This is a genomic window from Micromonospora krabiensis (assembly GCF_900091425.1).
In the GTDB taxonomy this organism is placed as follows: Bacteria; Actinomycetota; Actinomycetes; order Mycobacteriales; family Micromonosporaceae; genus Micromonospora; species Micromonospora krabiensis.
In genome coordinates, this window is sequence record NZ_LT598496.1 from 6,266,312 (window position 1) to 6,287,084 (window position 20,773).

Annotated in this window: 16 protein-coding genes and 1 tRNA gene; 14 read left to right on the forward strand and 3 right to left on the reverse strand. The window is 73.0% G+C overall.

Going from position 1 to position 20,773, the window contains the following annotated elements:
* Window positions 1–38 precede the first annotated feature (38 nt).
* The 13 genes from GA0070620_RS28895 to GA0070620_RS28955 all read left to right on the forward strand — a co-directional run bounded on the left by GA0070620_RS28895 (window position 39) and on the right by GA0070620_RS28955 (window position 17,192).
* Window positions 39–1,244 carry a Gfo/Idh/MocA family protein gene (locus GA0070620_RS28895; protein WP_172836633.1) on the forward strand — a complete coding sequence of 402 codons (1,206 nt, stop codon included), beginning with the start codon at window positions 39–41 and terminating at the stop codon, window positions 1,242–1,244.
* A gap of 152 nt (window positions 1,245–1,396) precedes the next feature.
* Complete coding sequence (locus GA0070620_RS28900; protein WP_091596082.1) at window positions 1,397–1,597, forward strand: hypothetical protein; 201 nt, start codon at window positions 1,397–1,399, stop codon at window positions 1,595–1,597.
* Window positions 1,598–1,887: 290 nt separating this feature from the next.
* The gene (locus GA0070620_RS28905; protein WP_091596084.1) at window positions 1,888–3,054 is read left to right on the forward strand and encodes an inositol-3-phosphate synthase; all 1,167 of its coding nucleotides are present in this window, start codon (window positions 1,888–1,890) and stop codon (window positions 3,052–3,054) included.
* Window positions 3,038–4,054: an SCO3242 family prenyltransferase gene (locus GA0070620_RS28910; protein WP_091596086.1), complete on the forward strand. Its 1,017-nt coding sequence runs from the start codon at window positions 3,038–3,040 to the stop codon at window positions 4,052–4,054. Before GA0070620_RS28905 ends, GA0070620_RS28910 begins: the two co-directional genes overlap by 17 nt.
* Window positions 4,051–5,001, forward strand: a complete 951-nt coding sequence (locus GA0070620_RS28915; RefSeq protein ID WP_091596088.1) for a sugar phosphate isomerase/epimerase family protein — start codon at window positions 4,051–4,053, stop codon at window positions 4,999–5,001. Before GA0070620_RS28910 ends, GA0070620_RS28915 begins: the two co-directional genes overlap by 4 nt.
* A 57-nt stretch (window positions 5,002–5,058) precedes the next feature.
* On the forward strand, window positions 5,059–5,724 hold the full coding sequence (locus tag GA0070620_RS28920; RefSeq protein WP_172836522.1) for an EboA domain-containing protein: 666 nt from the start codon (window positions 5,059–5,061) through the stop codon (window positions 5,722–5,724).
* Complete coding sequence (locus GA0070620_RS28925; protein WP_091596090.1) at window positions 5,724–6,578, forward strand: TatD family hydrolase; 855 nt, start codon at window positions 5,724–5,726, stop codon at window positions 6,576–6,578. Before GA0070620_RS28920 ends, GA0070620_RS28925 begins: the two co-directional genes overlap by 1 nt.
* On the forward strand, window positions 6,578–7,783 hold the full coding sequence (eboE, locus tag GA0070620_RS28930) for a metabolite traffic protein EboE (RefSeq protein ID WP_091596092.1): 1,206 nt from the start codon (window positions 6,578–6,580) through the stop codon (window positions 7,781–7,783). Before GA0070620_RS28925 ends, eboE begins: the two co-directional genes overlap by 1 nt.
* A gap of 156 nt (window positions 7,784–7,939) precedes the next feature.
* On the forward strand, window positions 7,940–9,439 hold the full coding sequence (locus GA0070620_RS28935; RefSeq protein WP_231922005.1) for an alkaline phosphatase family protein: 1,500 nt from the start codon (window positions 7,940–7,942) through the stop codon (window positions 9,437–9,439).
* Window positions 9,436–10,503, forward strand: coding sequence for a polyprenyl synthetase family protein (locus GA0070620_RS28940; RefSeq protein WP_091596094.1), 1,068 nt, complete (start codon window positions 9,436–9,438; stop codon window positions 10,501–10,503). The genes GA0070620_RS28935 and GA0070620_RS28940 overlap by 4 nt, the downstream gene beginning before the upstream one ends.
* Window positions 10,504–10,803: 300 nt before the next feature.
* Window positions 10,804–13,677 carry a PQQ-dependent sugar dehydrogenase gene (locus GA0070620_RS28945; RefSeq protein ID WP_091596096.1) on the forward strand — a complete coding sequence of 958 codons (2,874 nt, stop codon included), beginning with the start codon at window positions 10,804–10,806 and terminating at the stop codon, window positions 13,675–13,677.
* 75 nt (window positions 13,678–13,752) lie between these two features.
* Window positions 13,753–15,870, forward strand: a complete 2,118-nt coding sequence (locus GA0070620_RS28950) for a ThuA domain-containing protein (protein WP_091596098.1) — start codon at window positions 13,753–13,755, stop codon at window positions 15,868–15,870.
* Between the two features lie 314 nt (window positions 15,871–16,184).
* On the forward strand, window positions 16,185–17,192 hold the full coding sequence (locus GA0070620_RS28955) for a sugar phosphate isomerase/epimerase family protein (RefSeq protein WP_091596100.1): 1,008 nt from the start codon (window positions 16,185–16,187) through the stop codon (window positions 17,190–17,192).
* Window positions 17,193–17,234: 42 nt separating this feature from the next.
* Here the strand turns inward: GA0070620_RS28955 and GA0070620_RS28960 are convergent, their stop codons facing one another.
* From GA0070620_RS28960 to GA0070620_RS28970, 3 genes are all read right to left on the reverse strand, one after another.
* Window positions 17,235–18,419, reverse strand: coding sequence for an ROK family transcriptional regulator (locus GA0070620_RS28960; RefSeq protein ID WP_091599537.1), 1,185 nt, complete (start codon window positions 18,417–18,419; stop codon window positions 17,235–17,237).
* Window positions 18,420–18,563: 144 nt separating this feature from the next.
* Complete coding sequence (locus GA0070620_RS28965; RefSeq protein ID WP_231922006.1) at window positions 18,564–19,634, reverse strand: sugar phosphate isomerase/epimerase family protein; 1,071 nt, start codon at window positions 19,632–19,634, stop codon at window positions 18,564–18,566.
* Between the two features lie 270 nt (window positions 19,635–19,904).
* Entirely contained in the window at window positions 19,905–20,279 is a 375-nt protein-coding gene (locus tag GA0070620_RS28970) for a hypothetical protein (RefSeq protein ID WP_091596104.1), read from the reverse strand.
* 293 nt (window positions 20,280–20,572) lie between these two features.
* Between GA0070620_RS28970 and GA0070620_RS28975 the strand changes: the two genes are divergently transcribed.
* Window positions 20,573–20,648: transfer RNA gene (locus tag GA0070620_RS28975), tRNA-Asn, on the forward strand.
* Window positions 20,649–20,773: the final 125 nt, after the last annotated feature.

A 20,773-nucleotide genomic window follows, 5' to 3' on the forward strand; every position in this document is an offset into this window, starting at 1 on the left:
CCACCTTGTCCACGAACAACAACGAACTGCGGGTCGGCATGGTCGGCTACGCGTTCATGGGCGCCGCGCACTCGCAGGCCTGGCGCACGGTGAACCGGGTGTACGACCTGCCGGCGCGGGCCCGGATGTCGCTCATCTGCGGCCGGGACGCCGGGAAGGTGGCCGACGCCGCCGACCGGCTCGGCTGGGAGGCGTACACGACGGACTGGCGTGACCTCGTCAACCGGGACGACATCGACGTGGTGGACGTCTGCACGCCGGGCGACAGCCACGCCGAGATCACGCTCGCCGCGCTGGCCGCCGGCAAGCACGTGCTGTGCGAGAAGCCGCTGGCCAACACGGTGGAGGAGGCGCGGGCCATGGCCGCCGCGGCGGCCACGGCCCAGGCCGCCGGGGTGCGCTCGATGTGCGGGTTCAACTACCGCCGGGTTCCCGCGGTCACGATGATGCGGCAGATGATCGCCGACGGGCGGCTCGGGGTGATCCGACACGTCCGGGCGACGTATCTGCAGGACTGGATCGTCGACCCGCAGTTCCCGCTGGTCTGGCGGCTGCAGAAGGACAGGGCGGGCTCCGGCGCGCTCGGCGACATCGGCGCGCACATCATCGACCTCACCCAGTACGTCACCGACCAGCGAATCACCGGGGTCAGCGCGGTGACCGAGACGTTCGTCAAGGAGCGGCCGCTGTCGGCCGAGTCCAGCGGGCTCGCGGCCACCGCCGACGGCAACGGGGACGGGCCGGCGCCGCTCGACGGCCAAGGCCCGGCCACCGGGCAGGTCACCGTCGACGACGCCGCGATCTTCGTGGCCCGGCTCGACGGCGGCGCACTGGGCACGTACGAGGCGAGCCGGTTCGCCACCGGTCGCAAGAACGCCCTGCGGGTCGAGATCAACGGTTCGCTGGGCACCCTGGTGTTCGACCTGGAGCGCCTCAACGAGCTGGAGTTCTACGACGCGACGCTACCCAGCACCGAGCAGGGCTTCAGCCGCATCCTGGTGACCGAGGGCGAGCACCCGTACATGTCGGCCTGGTGGCCGCCGGGCCACATCATCGGGTACGAGCACTCCTTCACCCACCAGATGCGGGACCTCATCGAGGCGATCGCCACCGGCGTCAACCCGGCTCCGTCCTTCGCCGACGCGTTGCAGGTCCAGCTGGTGCTGGACGCGGTGACCCGCTCGGCGGAGCTCGGCTCCTCGTGGACCGAGGTGGAGCCGGCGCTGGCCGCCGTGGCCGTCTGACCGTCGGCCCGGCCGGGCTCCGGTCCGGCCGGGTCACCCACCCCCGACCACCGCGCGGTGGCGGCGTTCCCGCCGGCACCGCCCCGACAGGCCTCCCGGACCGACCGGCGAGGGACCGGCCGCGGTTGCGCCCCGCGGCCGGGACGAGGTCGGTGCCGGAGGACGTGCAGCCGGGCCACGGCCCGGTGGCGCACGAGCAGGACGGTTCTCCGGTGCGGCCGGACCGGGATTCCCCGGCCGCACCGGAGAGCCGCCACCATCCCGACGATCCGGAGGAGCAGATGGCACCACTCGCCTCTCGCGCGACCGTCACCGACCTGATCCGCCGACCCGCGGCGGACCGCGACTGCTGAGACGTCCGGCCGGGACATGTCACGTCCCGGCGCAACGGATGCGGGGGAGGCAGGGTCGAGACGCCGACCCGACCCTGCCTGCCAGCCCCGTCCGCCCGGATCGCACCGGGAGCCGGTCCGGCGCCGTCGCCGCCGACTTCGACGCCGGACCGTCCCACGGACGGGCCGGGTGGACGGGGCCCATCCGAACGTCTCCACTGTTTTCGGGATCATCTATATCGCTCAGAATAAAATTCTGATATTAAGATAATTCGATGCACAACGGTCCTCCTGACCGGGGAAGGGGCGCCATGCGAACGGGTGTCTGGCTGGTGGGGGCGCGTGGTTCGGTCGCGACCACCAGCATCGTCGGAGGGCTCGCGCTGCGCGCCGGGCTCGCCGGGCCGACCGGCTGCGTCACCGAGCTGCCCGAGCTGCGCGGCCCCGCCCTGCCGGCCTTCGCCGACCTGGTCTTCGGCGGTCACGACGTGGCCACCACACCGCTGTGCAAGCGCGCCGAGGCGCTCGCCACCGCCGGGGTGCTGCCCGGCCGCCTGGTCGCCGCCCTGCCCGACGAGCTGGCCGCCGTCGAGGAGGAGTTGCGTCCCGCACCGGGCGTCGGGAGCCAGGCCGAACGGGCCGCCGCCATCGTGCGGGACCTCACCGACTTCCGCGACCGGCACCGGCTCGACCGGGTGGTCGTGGTCAACGTGTCGGCCACCGAGCCGACCGCGACGGCCCACCCCGCCCACGCCGATCCGGCCACCCTGCGCGATGCCCTGACCGGCCCCGACGAGGTGCTGCCCGCCAGCTCGCTCTACGCGTACGCGGCCCTGACCGCCGGCTGCCCCTACGTCGACTTCACCCCGTCAACCGGGGCCCGACTCCCGGCGCTGCACACCCTCGCCGTCGAACGCGGCCTGCCGTACGCGGGGCACGACGGCAAGACCGGGGAGACCCTGGTGAAGTCGGTGCTCGCCCCGATGTTCGCGATGCGGCACCTGACCGTGCGCTCCTGGTCCGGCATCAACCTGCTCGGTGGCGGCGACGGCGCCAACCTGGCCGACCCGGCCGCCAACGCGGCCAAGGTGGAGAGCAAGCAGCGGGTGCTCGGCGAGACGCTCGGCTACGTGCCGCAGGGCGGCACCCGGATCGACTACGTCGAGGAGCTGGGCGACTTCAAGACGGCCTGGGACCTCATTACCTTCTCCGGCTTCCTCGGCACCGGCATGCGGATGGAGTTCACCTGGCACGGCTGCGACTCCGCGCTCGCCGCCCCGCTGGTGCTCGACCTGGCCCGGCTCACGGCCGCCGCGCACGCCGCCGGCCGGGTCGGCCCGCTCACCGACTTGGCGTTCTTCTTCAAGGACCCGCTCGGGTCGCCGACCCACTCGCTCGGCGAGCAGTGGACCCGGCTGGCGGAGTTCACCCGAGCGCTGCACACCGGGCGGGAGAGCGCCGATGGCCAGGCTGGCTGACCTCGTCGAGCTGGTCCGCGCGCCCGCCGCGCTCTCGGTGCCCGGTGACGTGGTCGCCGGCGCCGCCGCGGCCGGAGCGCTCGACCGGCGTACACCCGCCCTGGCCGGTGCCTCGGTGCTGCTCTACTGGGCGGGGATGGCCGCCAACGACTGGGCCGACCGCCGGTTGGACGCCGTGGAGCGGCCGGAGCGGCCCATCCCCAGCGGACGGGTCCACCCCGCCGCCGCGGTCGGTCTCGCCGCCGGCCTCACCGCCGCCGGCCTCGGCCTGGCCACCGCCGCCGGCGGCCGACGGGCCGCGGCCGTCGCGGTGCCGCTGGCCGCGGCCGTCTGGGGGTACGACCTCCGCGCGAAGAACACCGCCGCCGGCCCGGCCGTGATGGCCGCCTGCCGAGGGCTGGACGTGCTGCTCGGCGCCACCGGCGGGCGGCTGACCCGGGCCCTGCCCGCGGCGCTGACCGTGGCCGCGCACACGTGGACGGTCACCGCGCTGTCCCGCCGCGAGGTCACCGGCGCGGACACCGCCCTGCCCCTGGGCACCCTCGCCGGCACCGCGCTGGTCGCCGCGAGCGCCGCAGCCCGACCGCGTCGGCGCCCCGGCGACGACCCCGCGCGGGACACCGACCCGACCCGCGGCGACGCCGGCCCCCGTTCCCCCCAGGAGCGTGCCGCGGCCCGCCGGGACCCGGGCCGCGGCACGCTCCGCCGCGACCGGGCCGAGGCGGGAGCGCGGGACGGGTCGCGCCGGGCCGCGCTCGCCGCCGCGCTGCCGGCGGCCCTGGCCACCTGGTACGCGGCCGGCTACGGCCGGGCGCAGGCGCGGGTGCTCGCCGACCCCAGCGCCGGTCGGGTGCGGGCCGCCGTCGGCGCCGGGATCACCGGGCTGCCCGCGCTCCAGGGCGCGCTGACCGCGCGGGGCGGTGCCGGGCTGCTCGGGCTGGCCGTCGCCGCGGCGGGACCGCTCGGCCGCCGCCTCGCCCGGAAGATCTCGCCGACATGAGCGGTACCCCCCGCCTCGGCTACGGCACCAACGGGTTCGCCAACCACCGGCTGGACGACGCGCTCGCCGTGATCGCCGACCTCGGCTACGTCGGGGTGGCGCTCACCCTCGACCACGACCACCTCGACCCGTTCGCGCCCGCGCTGCCCCGTCGGGTGGCCGCCGTGCGGCGCCGGCTGGAGACGCTCGGTCTCGCGGTGGTGGTCGAGACCGGGGCCCGCTACCTGCTGGACCCGTGGCACAAGCACGCGCCCACGCTGCTGCATGACGACCCGACCCGGCGGATCGAGTTCCTGCGCCGGGCGGTGCGGATCGGCGCGGACCTGGGCGCCGAGGCCGTCTCCTTCTGGGCCGGCGTACGCCCCGAGGCGGTCGCGCCCCGGACGGCCTGGGACCGGCTGGTCGCCGGGTGCGCCACGGTGGTCGACGCGGCCGAGCGGGTCGGTGTGCCGCTGGGCTTCGAGCCCGAGCCCGGCATGCTGGTCGAGGACATCGCCGGCTGGCGTCGGCTGCGCGCCGCTCTCGGCGACCCGGACCCCTTCGGCATCACCCTCGACATCGGACACTGCCGCTGCCTGGAGCCCTGGTCGGTGCCGCAGTGCGTGCACGAGGTGGCCGAGCACCTGGTCAACGTCCAGATCGACGACATGCGTCGGGGCGTGCACGAGCACCTTGAGTTCGGGACCGGTGAGATCGACTTCCCGCCGGTGCTGCGTGCGTTGGACGATGCCGGCTATCGGGGCCTGGTCGCCGTGGAGCTGCCCCGGCACTCGCACGCCGCGCCCGACGTGGCGGCCCGGTCGCTGGAGTTCCTGCGCGCCGCCGCCGGCGCGGGCGGCGTCTGCCCCGACCACACCGACGGACCGGGCGACCCCCGCCCGCCGCGCGTACCGGCGCAGGCGACGGGTGCCGTCCGGGAGGCGACCACCGGCCGTCGCCGGGAGTGAAGCAGAGCTGAGGACGCGGTGCGGCACCCGCCGACCAGCACGAGGGAGGAGACAGGCATGACACCCGACCAACTGCGATCGGCCCTGCGGGGCGTCCGGGACCCCGACTGGCTGGAGACGGCGCTGCTCGAGGTGGCGGCCGACCCGGCGACGATCACGCGGGCCTTCCCGGCCGCCGCTCGCCGCTGCGGCCGCGACGAGCTGCCCGACGCGCCCGGCTGGACCGCCGACGAGGCCGCCCGCACCCTGCTGCTCACGGCCCTGCCCGCCGACCACGCCCCGTACGCCGAGCGCCTCTACCAGCACGGTGACGCCGCCGAGCGGCGGGCGGTGCTCAAGGCGCTGCCGTTCCTGCCGATCGGCGCGGCCGGGGTGCCCCTGCTGCACGACGCGATCCGGACCAACGACACCCGGCTGGTCGCCGCGGCGCTCGGTCCGTACGCCCGGCACCTCGACGCCGCCGCCTGGCGGCAGGCGGTGCTGAAGTGCGTCTTCGTGGGGGTGCCGCTGGCCGTGGTGGCCGACCTCGACGAGCGGGCCGACGGCGAGTTGGCCGTGATGCTGGCCGGTCTCGCCGCCGAGCGGCACGCCGCCGGCCGGACCATGCCCGCCGACGCCACCGACCTGCTCGACCGACTCGGCGCCGGCCGGCTGACCGCTGCCGGCCCGGGCACCGACCACGCCGGCACGGGACCCGCCCGGCTCAGCGCTCAGGAGGCGTGATGCGCATCTTCGACCCGCACATCCACATGACGTCGCGCACCACCGACGACTACGAGCGGATGGCCGCCGCCGGCGTCCGCGCGTTGGTCGAGCCGGCCTTCTGGCTGGGGCAGCCCCGCACCAGTCCGGCCTCCTTCGCCGACTACTTCGACTCGCTGATCGGCTGGGAGCCGTTCCGGGCCGGACAGTTCGGCATCCGGCACCACGCGACGATCGCGCTGAACCCGAAGGAGGCCAACGACCCGCGCTGCCGCCCGGTGCTCGACCTGCTGCCCCGCTACCTGGAGAAGGACGGCGTGGTGGCGGTCGGCGAGATCGGCTACGACTCGATGACCCCGGAGGAGGACGAGGCGTTCGCCGCCCAGCTCGCCCTGGCGGTCGCGCACGAACTGCCGGCGATGGTGCACACCCCGCACCGCGACAAGGCCCGGGGCGTCGAGCGCAGCCTGGCGGTGGTCCGCGAGTCCGGCATCGACCCGGGCCGGGTGGTGCTCGACCACCTCAACGAGGTGACCGTGAAGCTGGTCCGGGACACCGGCTGCTGGCTGGCCTTCTCGATCTACCCCGACACGAAGATGTCGCCGCCGCGGATGGTCGAGCTGCTGCGGGCGTACGGGACCGAGCGGATGTTGGTCAACTCGGCGGCCGACTGGGGCCGGTCCGATCCGCTGCTCACCCGGGCCACCGCCGAGGCGATGCTCGACGCCGGCTTCAGCGCGGACGACGTCGACCGGGTGCTCTGGCGCAACCCCGTCGAGTTCTACGGCCAGTCGGGGCGGCTCGACCTGAGCGACCTCGACCTCGCCGACGCCGGCACGTTCGCCGGCAACTCGATCCTGCGCGGAGGCAGCTGATGCGGCTGCGGCACGCCGGTGGCGAGACCGTCCACCTCGGCTACTGCACCAACGTGCATCCGGCCGAGGACCTCGCCGGCATCCTGGCGCAACTGGACACGTACGCGGTCCCGGTCCGGGCGGCGCTCGGCAGCGACCGGCTGGGGCTCGGGCTCTGGCTGGCCGCCCCGGTCGCCGCCGAGTTGGCCGCCGACCCGGCGACGCGCCGCCGGCTGCGCGGGGAGCTGGACGCCCGGGGGCTGGAGGTGGTCACCCTCAACGGGTTCCCGTACGCGGCGTTCCAGGCCCCCGTCGTCAAGGGCGACGTGTACCACCCGGACTGGACGACCGACGCGCGGCTGGCGTACACCCTCGACCTGGCCCGGGTGCTGGCCGACCTGCTGCCCGACGACGCCGCCCGCGGCTCGATCTCCACCCTGCCACTGGCCTGGCGCACGCCCTGGGACGCCACCCGGTCGTCGGCGGCCCGCCACCGGCTGGACCGGCTCGCCGCCGGTCTCGCCGCGGTGGAGCGGGAGACCGGCCGGCGGATCCGGGTCGGGTTCGAGCCGGAACCCGGCTGTCTGGTGGAGGACACGAAACAATCCGCCGCGATACTGTCCGACATGGACGGTGATCGACTCGGGGTCTGCGTGGACCTCGCGCACCTCGCCTGCGCCTGGGAGGAGCCGGCGGAGGCGTTCGCCCGCCTGCGCGACGCCGGTCTGCCGGTGGTGAAGGTGCAGGTCTCGGCGGCCCTGGAGGCGGCCGACCCGGTCGGCTCCGCCGACGCGCTGCGGCGCTGGGTCGAGCCCCGCTTCCTGCACCAGACCCGGGGCGTCGGCTGCGCGGGAGCGGCGGACCCGGCCGACCCGGCGTACGCGGCCGACGACCTCGACGTCGCCCTCGACGCGCGGCTGCCCGGGCCGTGGCGGGTGCACTACCACGTGCCGCTGCACGCCCCGCCGGAGCCGCCGCTGGAGTCGACCTTGCCCGTCCTGCGGGCCGCGTTGAGAGCGCTCTACGCCGGGCCGGACGCCGGCTGCGACCACCTCGACGTCGAGACGTACACCTGGGGGGTGCTGCCGGAGGCGCGGCGGCCGCGCACCGACGCGGAGCTGGCCGCCGGCATCGCCGCGGAGCTGGCCTTCGCCCGCGACGAGCTGGTCGCGCTCGGCCTCACCCCGGTGGCCCGATCAACCGAACGAAGCGAGGTGGCGGCATGAGCGAGCGCAGCGAGCGAATCGGTCAGTACAGCGCGGTGAGGCCTCATGACGGCGCCGACCGGAGGGAGGGGGCGGCATGAGCGAGCGCAGCGAGCGAATCGGTCAGTACAGCGCGGTGAGGCCTCATGACGGCGCCGACCGGAGGGAGGGGGCGGCATGAGCAAGCAGTTGGTGGTGCTGGACGTGGTGGGCCTGACCCCACGGCTGCTGGCGCATATGCCGCGGCTGCGGTCGGTGGCCGACACCGGGTTCCGGGCCGAGCTGGGGACGGTGCTGCCCGCGGTGACGTGCTCCGTGCAGTCGACGTTCCTCACCGGTGAGCTGCCGGCCGGGCACGGCGTCGTCGGCAACGGTTGGTATTTCCGCGAGCTCGGCGAGGTGCTGCTGTGGCGGCAGCACAACGCGCTGGTCGGCGGGGAGAAGCTGTGGCAGGCGGCCCGCCGGGCCGAGCCGGGCTACACGGTGGCCAACGTCTGCTGGTGGTACGCCATGGGCGCGGACGTGGACTGGACGGTGACCCCGCGCCCGGTCTACTACGCGGACGGGCGCAAGGAGCCGGACTGCTACACCGATCCGCCGGAGCTGCACGACGAGCTGACCGGTCGGCTCGGCACGTTCCCGCTGTTCACCTACTGGGGGCCGGGTGCCGGGATCCCCTCGTCGACCTGGATCTGCCGGGCCGCCGAGCAGATTTTCGCCGACCACTCGCCGGACCTGACCCTCGTGTACGTCCCGCACCTGGACTACGACCTGCAACGGTACGGCTCCTCCTCGCCGCAGGCGGCCGCGGCGGCGGCCGAGCTGGACGCGGTGCTGGGCCCGCTGCTGGACGCCGCCCGGGCCCGAGGCGCGACGGTGGTGGCGCTCTCCGAGTACGGCATCACCGACGTGTCCCGGCCGGTCGACGTGAACCGCCTGCTGCGCGCCGAAGGGCTGCTGCGGGTCCACACCCAGGACGGGATGGAGTATCTCGACCCCTGGACGTCGCGCGCCTTCGCGGTCGCCGACCACCAGGTCGCGCACGTCTACGTGCGGGACCCGGCGGACGTGCCGGCGGTGGCGAAGCTCTGCGCGGGGCTGCCCGGAGTGGCCGAGGTGCTGGACGCCGACGGCAAGGCCGCGCACGGGCTGGACCATCCGCGCGCCGGCGAGCTGGTGCTGGTGGCCGAGCCGGACGCCTGGTTCACCTACTACTACTGGCTGGACGACGCCCGGGCGCCGGACTTCGCGCGGCTCGTCGAGATCCACCGCAAGCCCGGCTACGACCCGGCCGAGCTCTTCTTCGACCCGGCCGCTCCGCTCGCGGCGAAACGCCGCGCCGCCACGGCGCTGGCCCGTAAGAAGCTCGGCATGCGCTACCTGATGAGCGTGGTCGGGCTGGACGCCGGCGCCCGGGCGGTCCGCGGCTCGCACGGCCGGCTGCCCGCCGACCCGGCGGACGCTCCGGTGCTGCTCTGCTCGGACCCGGCGGCGGCGCGGGACCGGATCGCCGCGACCGACGTGAAGGCGCTGCTGCTGGAGCTGGCCGGGCTCGCGCCCACCGCACCATCGACAACGGCGACCGCGCCACCGGGGCCGGGATCGGCGGCCGGGGCACCGGCAGGTTCGGCGGGCGCCGGCGCGGCCGGTCCGGGGGCGGCGGGGGAGGCGCCGTGACGGTCACGGTGGCGCCCACCGACGCGAGCGGGTTGCGCGCGCGCTTCGACGCCGAGCTGGCCGCGTTCCTCGACCGGCAGGGCCCGGACTGGCCGGACGGCGCGCCGCGCGGGGTCTTCACCGCGTTGCAGCGGTTCGTGCTGGCCGGTGGCAAGCGCCTGCGCCCGCTGTTCTGCTACTGGGGTTGGCGGGGCGCCGGTGGCGCGGACGGCACGCCGATCGTGGTGGCGGCGGCCGCGCTGGAGCTGTTCCATGCCTTCGCCCTGATCCACGACGACATCCTCGACGGCAGCGACCGCCGCCGGGGCGAGCCGTCGGTGCACCGGCTCTTCGCCGACCTGCACGCCCGCTCGTCCTGGCGGGGCGACCCCGAGGCGTACGGCCGCAACACCGCGCTGCTCTGCGGCGACCTCTGCGCGGCCTGGTCGGACCAGATGTTCCACGAGTGCGGGCTCGCCACCGAGCAGGTGCACCGGGGGTACGCGATGTTCGCGCTGATGCGTACCGAGGTGATCGCGGGGGAGTACCTGGACCTCGTCTCCGGCGTCGGTGACGGGTCGGTGGCGAGCGCGTTGACGGTGATCCGGATGAAGGCGGCCCGCTACACGGTCACCCGGCCGTTGCAGATCGGCGCGGCGCTGGCCGGTGGCTCGTCGGAGCTGATCGAGGGGTTGGCCGAGTTCGGTGACCCGCTCGGCGACGCGTTCCAGCTCCGCGACGACGTGCTCGGCGTCTTCGGTGACCCGGCGGTGACCGGCAAGTCGGTCCTGGACGACCTGCGGGAGGGCAAGCCCACGGTCATGATGGCGCTGGCCCGCAGCGCCGCCGATCGGTCGCAGACCGCCCGGCTGCGGGAGCTGTTCGGCAACCCCGACCTGGACGCGGACGGCGCGGCGGAGCTGCGCGCGATCATCGAGAGCACCGGCGCCCGGGACCGGATCGAACAGATGATCCGGGTCCGTACGGAGGGGGCGCTGGCCGCGTTGGAGAGCGCGCCGGTGGACGACGCGACCCGCGCGGCGCTCGTCGGTCTCGCCGAGCAGGCCATCGAGCGCCGCTCCTGACCGACCCGTCCTGGGACTTTCCACCAACTCAGCGAAAGTACGGGTTGCACCGGCAGAAGGTATGGACACATCTAAGTCTTCCACTTAATGTCGTGGCCAATACCACACTGTTTCGTCGAGGTGAACCGGCGGCGCGGTAACCCATCGACTGGTGACCTCCGAGCGCGTGGCTCCACCGACCGGTGGTCACGGCCGGCCGGATCGGCACCCGGCCGACCTACCGCAACCCCGCTACGGCACCCGGCGCGTCGGCGCGCGCCCCGCCCTGGCAGTCACTCGTCAGGAAGGGACAGCCCCCGTATGTCCACAAAGGACAGAACACACCACCGGCCCCGACGTTGGTTCTCCGCCGGATCCGCGCTGCTGCTCGTCGTCGCGGCCGGCACGGTCTCGCTCGGCGCCGGCCCCGCCGCACTGGGCGGCCCCACCCCGGCCCAGGCTCACACGATCAACGCCTCCGACTTCCAGCAGGTCGAACTCGCCCGCGGTGTCGCCGAGATGGGCGAGCCGATGTCGTTGGCGGTGCTGCCCGACCGGTCGGTCCTGCACACCGCGCGCAACGGCACCCTGCGGCGTACCGACGCCAACGGCACCACCTCCGTGATCGGGACGCTCGCCGTCTACACCCACGACGAGGAGGGCCTCCAGGGCGTCGGGGTCGACCCGAACTTCGCCACCAACCGGCACATCTTCCTGTACTACGCCCCGCCGCTGTCGACGCCCTCGGGTGACGCCCCGGCCACCGGCACGAGCTTCACCGCCTGGCAGGGCGTCAACCGGCTGTCCCGGTTCACCCTCAACGCCGACTTCACCCTCAACCAGGCCAGCAAGGTCGACGTCCTCGACGTCCCCGCCGACCGGGGCCTGTGCTGCCACGTCGGCGGTGACATCGACTTCGACGCCGCGGGCAACCTCTACCTCTCCACCGGAGACGACACCAATCCGTTCGACTCCGCCGGCTACGCGCCGATCGACGAGCGGACCAACCGCAACCCCGGCTACGACGCGCAGCGCAGCGCCGGCAACACCAACGACCTGCGCGGCAAGATCATCCGCATCAAGGTCAACGCGAACGGGACGTACTCCATCCCGACCGGCAACCTCTTCGCGCCCGGGACCGCCGGCACCCGCCCGGAGATCTACGCGATGGGCTTCCGGAACCCGTTCCGGATGAGCGTCGACAAGGCCACCGGCATCGTCTACGTCGGCGACTACGGGCCGGACGCCGGCTCCACCAGCTCGACCCGCGGCCCGTCCGGCCAGGTCGAGTTCAACCGGGTGACGTCGCCGGGCAACTACGGCTGGCCGTACTGCACGGGCACGAACACCAGCGCCGAGACGTACAACGAGTGGAACTTCGCCACCAACGCGACCGGCCCCAAGTTCAACTGCACCGGCGGGCCGACCAACAACTCCTTCCGCAACACCGGCCTGACCACCCTGCCGGCCGCGCGGCCGTCCTGGATCCGCTACGGCGGCGACGCCGGCACCCCGCCCGCGTTCGGCGGCGGCTCCGAGTCGCCGATGGGCGGCCCGGTCTACCGGTACAACGCCTCCTCCACCTCGACGGTGAAGTTCCCGCAGTCCTTCGACGGGCAGTTCTTCGCCACCGAGTTCGGCCGCGGCTGGATCAAGCCGATCCACGTCAACGCCGACGGGTCGCCGGGCACCATCGACACCTTCCCCTGGACGGGCAAGCAGGTGATGGACTCCGCGTTCGGCCCGGACGGCGCGTACTACGTGCTCGACTACGGCACCGGTTACTTCAACGGTGACGCCAACTCCGCGCTCTACCGCTTCGAGTACATCGGCGGCGGCAACCGCGCGCCGACGGCCGCGGCCAGCGCCAACCGGACCTCCGGCCCGGCGCCGCTGAGCGTGACGTTCTCCTCGGCCGGATCCGCCGACCCCGAGGGCGGCGCGCTGACCTACTCCTGGGCCTTCGGCGACGGCACCACCTCCACGGCGGCCAACCCGACGAAGACCTACAGCACCAACGGGACGTACAACGCCACGCTGACCGTCCGGGACCCGCAGGGCGCCACCGGCAGCGCGAGCGTGCTGATCAGCGTCGGCAACACCGCGCCGACGGTGACGATCAACGCGCCCGGCAACGGCAAGCTCTTCTCCTTCGGCGACACCGTGCCGTTCACCATCACGGTCACCGACCCGGAGGACGGCACGATCGACTGCACCAAGGTGAAGATGACCTACGTGCTCGGCCACGACCAGCACGGTCACCAGATCACCTCGCAGAACGGATGCTCGGGCTCGATCACCATCCCGGTCGACGGTGAACACGACTACGCGGCGAACATCTTCGCGATCTTCGACGCCGAGTACACCGACGCCGGCGGGCTGACCACCCACACCCAGCACACGATGCAGCCGCGGCACCGGCAGGCCGAGCACTTCAAGACCTCGTCGGGCGTCAACACGTTCGACAAGGCGCCCGCCGAGGGCGGCAAGACCGTCGGCGACATCAACAACGGGGACTGGATCGCCTTCCAGCCGTACCAGGTCGGCAACGTCACGTCGTTCTCCGCCCGGGTCTCCTCGGCCGGTGCCGGCGGCACGCTCCAGCTCCGCACCGGATCCGCCACCGGCACCGTGATCGGGTCGGCCACCGTCCCGGTCACCGGCGCCTGGGACACGTTCGCCACGGTGACCGGCACCGTCACCAGCCCGCCGGCCGCCACCACCACGCTCTACCTGACCTTCGCCGGGTCGGGCACCGGGGCGCTGTACGACGTGGACGCGTTCACCCTCAACACCGGCACCACCGGCGGCGGCACCGGCCCGATCCGGGGTCTGGCCAGCAAGTGTCTGGACGTGCGCAACGGCGCCACGGCCGACGGTACGCAGATCCAGCTCTACACCTGCAACGGCACCACGTCGCAGGCGTGGACGGTGACGCCGAACTCGACGATCCGGGCGTTGGGCAAGTGTCTGGACGTCAACGGTGGTGGCTCGGCGGACGGCACGAAGATCCAGTTGTGGACGTGCAACGGCTCGGGTGCGCAGAACTGGTCGGCTCAGGCCGACGGGTCGCTGCGTAACCCGCAGTCGGGCAAGTGCCTGGACGTCTCGGGCAACAACTCGGCCGACAGCACGCCGGTGCACCTGTGGACGTGTATCGCCAACGCGGCCAACCAGAAGTGGATCCTGCCCTGAGTTGAGCGGAGAGCCACCGGTCCCGGCGTAGCGTCGAGACCGGTGGCCCCTCCCGACCGACCCTAGGAGAGCGACATGCGCAGACTCCTGCGACCCGTCCTCGGCGCGGCCACCGCCGTCCTCGCCGTCATCGCCTGCACCACCCCGGCCACCCCGGCCAGCGCCGCCGACGCCCCCTACGACGTGCTGGTCTTCTCGAAGACCGCCGGCTTCCGGCACGACTCGATCGCGGTCGGCACCCAGGCCATCCGCGACCTCGGGGCGGCCAACAACTTCACCGTCACCGCCACCGAGGACGCCGCCGCCTTCACCACCGGCAACCTCGCGCAGTACGAGGCGGTGATCTTCCTCAACACCACCGGCGACGTGCTCAACGCCACCCAGCAGACCGCCTTCGAGTCGTACATCGGCGGTGGCGGTGGCTACGTGGGCGTGCACGCCGCCGCGGACACCGAGTACGGCTGGTCCTTCTACGGCAACCTCGTGGGCGCGTACTTCGCGTCGCACCCCGCCATCCAGCAGGCCAACGTCAAGGTGGAGAACCGGGGCCACGCGGCCACCGCGCACCTGCCGCAGACCTGGACGCGCACCGACGAGTGGTACAACTACCAGACCAACGCGCGCTCCACCGCGCGGGTGCTGGCCACCCTCGACGAGTCGTCCTACTCGGGCGGCGGCATGGGTGCCGACCACCCGCACGCCTGGTGCAAGACCTACAACGGCGGCCGGTCCTTCTACACCGGCGGCGGGCACACCCAGTCCTCGTACGCCGAGCCGGCGTTCCGCGCGCACCTGCTCGGCGGCATCCGGTACGCGGCCGGTCGCAGCAAGGCCGACTGCCGACCCGAGACCGGCTACACGGCGCTCTACAACGGCTCGACCACCGGCTGGTCGCAGGCCGGGCCGGGCAGCTTCACCAACTCGGACGCCACCCTCAGCTCGGTCGGTGGCATGGGCCTGTACTGGTACAGCGCGAAGCAGTTCACCAACTACTCGCTGAAGCTGGACTGGCGAATCGCCGGCGACGACAACTCCGGGGTGTTCATCGGCTTCCCGCCGTCGAGCGACCCGTGGTCCGCGGTCGACAACGGCTACGAGATCCAGATCGACCCCACGGACGCGGTCGACCGGACCACCGGCTCGGTCTACACCTTCAAGTCGGCGGACATCGCGGCCCGGGACGCCGCGCTCAACCCGGCGGGAGAGTGGAACACCTACGAGCTGCTGGTCGAGGGTGAGCGCCTCCAGATCTTCCTGAACGGGGTGAAGATCAACGACTTCACCAACACCAACCCGGTCCGTTCGCTCGCCGGCCACATCGGCATCCAGAACCACGGCACCGGCGACGACGCCTCGTTCCGCAACATCCGGATCAAGGAGTTGGGCACCACCCCGCCGCCGACCGGGAACGTCACCGTCCAGGCCGAGGCGTTCAGCTCGGTCAACGGGGTCTCGGCCGTCGGCAAGACCGGCGCCAACGGCGGGCAGACCCTCGGTTACGTCGACCCGGGCGACTGGGCGGCGTACAACGGCGTCGCGCTGGGCGGGACCACCTCGTTCCGGGCGCGGGTCGTCTCCGGCGGCCCGGGCGGCACCATCCAGGTCCGCACCGGATCGCCCACCGGCACGGTGCTCGGCTCGGTGGCGGTGCCCAACACCGGCGGCTGGAACACCTTCGCCAACGTCACCACCAACCTGTCCAACGTGCCGTCCGGGACCCAGAACCTCTACCTGACCTTCACCGGGTCGGGCACCGGGCTCTTCGACGTGGACGACTTCACCCTGGTGAAGGGGACCACCGGCGGCACCGGCACCGGCCTCATCCGGGGCCTGGCCAACAAGTGTCTGGACGTGCGCAACGCCGGCACCGCCGACGGTACGCAGATCCAGCTCTACACCTGCAGCGGCAGCGCCGCCCAGACGTGGACGGTGACGCCGAACTCGACGATCCGGGCGTTGGGCAAGTGTCTGGACGTCAACGGTGGTGGCTCGGCGGACGGCACGAAGATCCAGTTGTGGACGTGCAACGGCTCGGGTGCGCAGAACTGGTCGGCTCAGGCCGACGGGTCGCTGCGTAACCCGCAGTCGGGCAAGTGCCTGGACGTCTCGGGCAACAACTCGGCCGACAGCACGCCGGTGCACCTGTGGACGTGTATCGCCAACGCGGCCAACCAGAAGTGGGTCCTGCCGTGACCCGCTGACCGTCCCACCCTCTGAACGCGGGGGCCCCGCGCCGACGTTCCCACCGGCGCGGGGCCCCCGTCCCGTCCGCCCCGCGACGCCGCGAGCCCGTCGGGGCCTTCCGCGCCGGCCCCGGCGGACCTAGAGTTGGGGACGGCGACCGTGGAGGTGGCCGGTGACCCGCCGGGAGGCGCAACCCGACGGGCCCAGGTGCGTCCCGCACCCACCGGCGTGCCGCCTCGGCCCGCCGTGCACCGGTTCGACCGGTCACCCTCGCCCCGGTCCGCACGTACGGAATCCCCATCACATCAGGGGAGACAAGGACAATGGCGCGACCCATCACGCTCTTCACCGGCCAGTGGGCCGACCTTCCGTTCGACGAGGTCTGTCGGCTCGCCTCCGAGTGGGGCTACGACGGTCTGGAGATCGCCTGCTGGGGCGACCACTTCGAGGTCGACAAGGCGCTGGCCGACGACTCGTACGTCGACCGGAAGAAGGAGACCCTGGCCAAGCACAACCTGAAGGTCTACACGATCTCGAACCACCTGGTCGGCCAGGCCGTCTGCGACCACCCCATCGACGAGCGGCACCAGGACATCCTGCCCGCGCGGATCTGGGGCGACGGCGAGCCGGAGGGGGTCCGCCAGCGGGCCGCCGAGGAGATCAAGGACACCGCCCGGGCGGCGGCGAAGCTCGGCGTGAAGACCGTCGTCGGCTTCACCGGTTCGTCGATCTGGCACACCCTGGCGATGTTCCCGCCGGTGCCGCCGTCGATGATCGAGCGCGGCTACCAGGACTTCGCCGACCGGTGGAACCCGATCCTCGACGTGTTCGACGAGGTCGGCGTGCGCTTCGCGCACGAGGTGCACCCCAGCGAGATCGCGTACGACTACTGGACGACGAAGCGGACGCTGGAGGCGATCGGCCACCGGCCCGCGTTCGGGCTGAACTGGGACCCGTCGCACTTCGTCTGGCAGGAGCTGGACCCGGTGAACTTCATCTTCGACTTCGCCGACCGGATCTACCACGTCGACTGCAAGGACGCCAAGGTGCGTACGGGCGACGGCCGGCGTGGTCGCCTCTCCTCGCACCTGCCCTGGGCCGACCTGCGGCGCGGCTGGGACTTCGTCTCCACCGGCCACGGCGACGTGCCCTGGGAGGACTGCTTCCGCGCGTTGAACGCGATCGGCTACGACGGGCCGATCTCGGTCGAGTGGGAGGACGCCGGGATGGACCGCCTCGTCGGCGCCCCGGAGGCCCTCCAGTTCGTGCGCCGGCTCGCCTTCGACGCCCCGAGCGCCGCCTTCGACGCGGCCTTCAGCAGCAAGGACTGATTGACACGGGCGACCGGGGGCCGACCACCCTTCGGCCCCCGGTCAGCCCGTCGCGAAGACCTGCTCGCTGACCAGCCGCGCCGCGCCCACCAGCCCCGCCCGGCCACCCAGGTCGGACAGCACGACCGGCATGGTGCCGGTGGCCAGCGGCGCCGACCGGCGGTAGACGACCGAGCGGATCTCGGCGAGCAGGATGTGCCCGATGCCGTCCGCCGCGCCCCCGATCACCACGATGCCGGGGTTGAAGAAGCTGACCAGGCCCACCAGGACCCGCCCGATCCGGCGGGCGGCGTCCCGGAACAGCGTCTGCGCGGCCGGGTCGCCGGCCGTGGCGGCGGCGGCCACGTCGCGTACGGTCAGCGTGCCGGCCGCCGCCAGTCGGCCGGCCAGCTCGGCGGACCGGCCCGCGCGGGCGGCGGCCAGGGCGGCCGCGACCAGCCCGGCGTCCCCGCAGTAGGCCTCCAGGCAGCCGCTCTCCCCGCAGACACAGGTCGGCCCGTCCTCGCCGAGGGGCAGGTGGGCGATGTCACCGGCGCTGCTGGTCGCGCCCCGGTAGAGCGTCCCGCCGAGCACCAGGCCGCAGGCGATCGCGGTGCCGAGCTTGACGTAGAGGAAGTCGTCGACCGTGCGGCCGATGCCGGCGTGCCGCTCGCCGAGGGCGAGGACGTTGGCGTCGTTGTCGACCACGGCCGGGCAGCCCAGCTCGGTGGCGAACGCGTCCCGCACCGGGAACCGCTGCCAGCCGGGCAGTGCCGTCGGCGCGGCCGAGGCGCCCGCCTCGGCGCTGACGGGGCCGGGCAGGCCGATGCCGACACCGGTCAGCTCGGCGATGCCCAACTCCACGCGGAGCTTGTCGACCAGCTCGACCGCCCGGCCGGTCACCGCCTCCGGTCCGGTGCGTACGTCCACCGGCTCACGGGCCTCGGCCAGGACGTTCAGCTCGCCGTCGGTCACCGCCACGGTGACCCGGTCGGGTGCGACGACCACGCCGGCGAAGCGCACTCCACCGCCGAGGCGCAGCAGCGACGAGCGGCGACCGCCGCGGGACGCGGCCGGACCGGCGGTCTCCACCAGGCCCCGCGCGACGAGCCGCTCCAGCTCCACGGTGAGCGTGGACCGGGACAGGCCCAGCGCGTCGCCGAGCTCCACCCGGGACCGGGGGCCGTCGTCGCGGAGCAGACGGACCAGTCGGGCCTGCTGCGCGTTCTCCGGTCGGACCAGCACCATGACCACCACCTCCGCACCCGGAGTCTTCCACGGCGGTGTTACCACCTTGTGGCGACCGGGGGCCGCATCCCGTGACGGATGCGGCCCCCGGGTGGCGGCCGGGTCGGTCAGCTCCGACGACCCGGCGGGTGCCTGGCGGGTGTCTCAGCCCCGCAGGCGCGACATGTGCTGGTAGCTGACCTCGGCGTACCGCAGCGAACGGCCCGGGTCGGCGGCGCCGCCCGGCGCGTTGTCCTGCTCCCACATCGGGTTGTGGTAACCCTTCGCGCCCATGTTGGCGAAGAAGTTGCCGTAGTCGATGTCACCCTCGCCGAGCGGCACCATGTCGTACCCGGCGCTGCTGGCCGGGTTGAACGCCCCGTCCTTCGCGTGGAAGAGCGGGAACCGGATGGTCTGGGCGGCGACCACGGCCAGCGGGTCGAAGACGCTGGTGCGGGTCACCCCGTCCGGGTCGGTGTAGGTGCGGAACCGGTGCTGGGCCACGTGCGCCCAGTAGATGTCCATCTCGAACCACACCCACTCCGGGTTGGTCCGCGCGATGAAGTACTCCAGCTTCCGGACGCCCGAGGACCGGGTGGGCCGCCCCTGGCCGTCCAGCGGGCCGCTGTCCAGGAGGAAGTTGTACGCCGCGTCGTGGTTGTGCGTGTACAGCTTCAGCCCGCGCGCGGCGGCCATCTCGCCGAAGGTGTTCCACCGGTCCACCGCGGCGTCCCAGTCGGCCTTGTAGTTACTGCTGGTCGGGTCGCTGCCGGTGCCGATGTGCGTCATCCCGAGGATCTCGGCGGTGTCGAGCGTCTGCTCGAACGCGGCGATCGTGTCGGGCGTGACGGTGCCGGGGATCGAGGCGTGCGAGCCGTTGGCGCGGAGCCCGTTGTCGTCCAGGATCTTGCGGATCTCGGCGGGGGTGATCTGCCGGCCCAGGATCGAGGTGTGCTGGGTGTACCCGGCGAACTCGACCTCCTTGTAGCCGATCTCGGCGATCCGGCCGAGCACCCGCTCGAAGCCGTACGGCACCCCGGTGGCGTCCGGGGCGGCCGAGATCCGGTCGCGGACGCTGTAGAGGATGATGCCGCGCTTGCCGGGCGGGACGAGCACGCCGTTGCCGGCGAGGGCGGGGGAGCCCAGGCCGGTGGCGCCGACGGCGGCGGCGCCGGCGACGCCGGCGAGCGCGCCGAGCATCCGGCGCCGGCTCATTCCGTGCTGACTGTCGTTCATCGAACCTCGCTCTGGTCGGGCGGATCCGCCTCAGCGTCGGTCGCTGAGGTGGCCGCTGGGGAGTACCAAGAGCCTGGCCAGGTTCTACGCAGGACGATATTTGCGTGTGACACTAAAGAGAAGAGGCGGCTGGTAGAAGTTTTCGTCGATCCGGCCGAACTTCTGCTCCAAACAGGAGAAAGTCTCCCAGCTCTCCAGCGGCTACGATCTGCGCCGGACACGCCGCGGGCCCGACCCGCAGGCGGCGGTCGGGCCCGTGACGAGGTGCGACTACATGCTGGTGCTGGTGCCCGAGCCGGACGGCTTGCTGCTGGTCGACGAGGTCGTGCCCGAGGCGGCCTTCGCGCCGACCGTCGCCGGGCTGCCCGCGAACGCCTGGTCGGCCCCGGTCAGCTCCGGCTTCTTGCCGTTGCCGTTACCGGTGCCGAGCTTCTCGCCCAGCTTGGTCTGGCCGAGCTTGTCCTTGCCCTCGCTGTAGAGGCGGGTGGCCTGCGCCTGCGCGACACCGGCCGCCTCCTGGACGGTCGGGTGGTCGAGCACCTTGCGGCCCCGGACCATCAGCTCCTCGTACTTCTCCCGGCCGGCACGGGCGCCCAGGACGAATCCCGCAGCCAGCCCGCCAAGAAACATGATCTTTCCGCGCATGGCGGCTCCTTCCGTACCTGGCGCGCCGTCGCCCCTTCGGGTGATCCCGTCGGGTGCGACCATCTCGCGCCTGCGTCCTGTCTCCGCAGCTAACTACCCATCCTGCTCCGCGCTCATGCCTCCTTGTGCGCTGATGGCGATTTATCCCGATTGACGTGCCACGCGGACCGGTCGTCCGGGCGGTGGTCCAGGCCGCGCGAAGCTCGGTAACCCCCTGGACCAACACCCCCGGGAATCCTGTACTCTTGTCCCCGTCGCACCGCGCTGGAGAGATCCAACCGCTGGCGATGCAGTCCCCTGTAGCTCAATTGGCAGAGCAGCCGGCTGTTAACCGGCAGGTTATTGGTTCGAGTCCAATCGGGGGAGCCACCGCCACGAAACGCCCGTCGGCCCCGGCCGTCGGGCGTTCGTCGTCTCCGACCACCGTCGCGTCCGGCCCGGTCCAGGCCGGCAGCCGCGACCATCGGCGCAGACTGGACCATTTCACCCCTTAG

Excerpts from the sequence above, each read along its gene's own strand:
- GA0070620_RS28895 (WP_172836633.1), top strand. The coding sequence starts at position 39 with ATGGTCGGCTACGCGTTCATGGGCGCCGCGCACTCGCAGGCCTGGCGC.
- GA0070620_RS28965 (WP_231922006.1), bottom strand. The coding sequence starts at position 19,634 with ATGAACGACAGTCAGCACGGAATGAGCCGGCGCCGGATGCTCGGCGCG.
- GA0070620_RS28960 (WP_091599537.1), bottom strand. The coding sequence starts at position 18,419 with ATGGTGCTGGTCCGACCGGAGAACGCGCAGCAGGCCCGACTGGTCCGT.
- GA0070620_RS28925 (WP_091596090.1), top strand. The coding sequence starts at position 5,724 with ATGCGCATCTTCGACCCGCACATCCACATGACGTCGCGCACCACCGAC.
- GA0070620_RS28955 (WP_091596100.1), top strand. The coding sequence starts at position 16,185 with ATGGCGCGACCCATCACGCTCTTCACCGGCCAGTGGGCCGACCTTCCG.
- GA0070620_RS28950 (WP_091596098.1), top strand. The coding sequence starts at position 13,753 with ATGCGCAGACTCCTGCGACCCGTCCTCGGCGCGGCCACCGCCGTCCTC.
- eboE (WP_091596092.1), top strand. The coding sequence starts at position 6,578 with ATGCGGCTGCGGCACGCCGGTGGCGAGACCGTCCACCTCGGCTACTGC.
- GA0070620_RS28910 (WP_091596086.1), top strand. The coding sequence starts at position 3,038 with ATGGCCAGGCTGGCTGACCTCGTCGAGCTGGTCCGCGCGCCCGCCGCG.
- GA0070620_RS28945 (WP_091596096.1), top strand. The coding sequence starts at position 10,804 with ATGTCCACAAAGGACAGAACACACCACCGGCCCCGACGTTGGTTCTCC.
- GA0070620_RS28920 (WP_172836522.1), top strand. The coding sequence starts at position 5,059 with ATGACACCCGACCAACTGCGATCGGCCCTGCGGGGCGTCCGGGACCCC.
- GA0070620_RS28970 (WP_091596104.1), bottom strand. The coding sequence starts at position 20,279 with ATGCGCGGAAAGATCATGTTTCTTGGCGGGCTGGCTGCGGGATTCGTC.
- GA0070620_RS28915 (WP_091596088.1), top strand. The coding sequence starts at position 4,051 with ATGAGCGGTACCCCCCGCCTCGGCTACGGCACCAACGGGTTCGCCAAC.
- GA0070620_RS28905 (WP_091596084.1), top strand. The coding sequence starts at position 1,888 with ATGCGAACGGGTGTCTGGCTGGTGGGGGCGCGTGGTTCGGTCGCGACC.
- GA0070620_RS28935 (WP_231922005.1), top strand. The coding sequence starts at position 7,940 with ATGAGCAAGCAGTTGGTGGTGCTGGACGTGGTGGGCCTGACCCCACGG.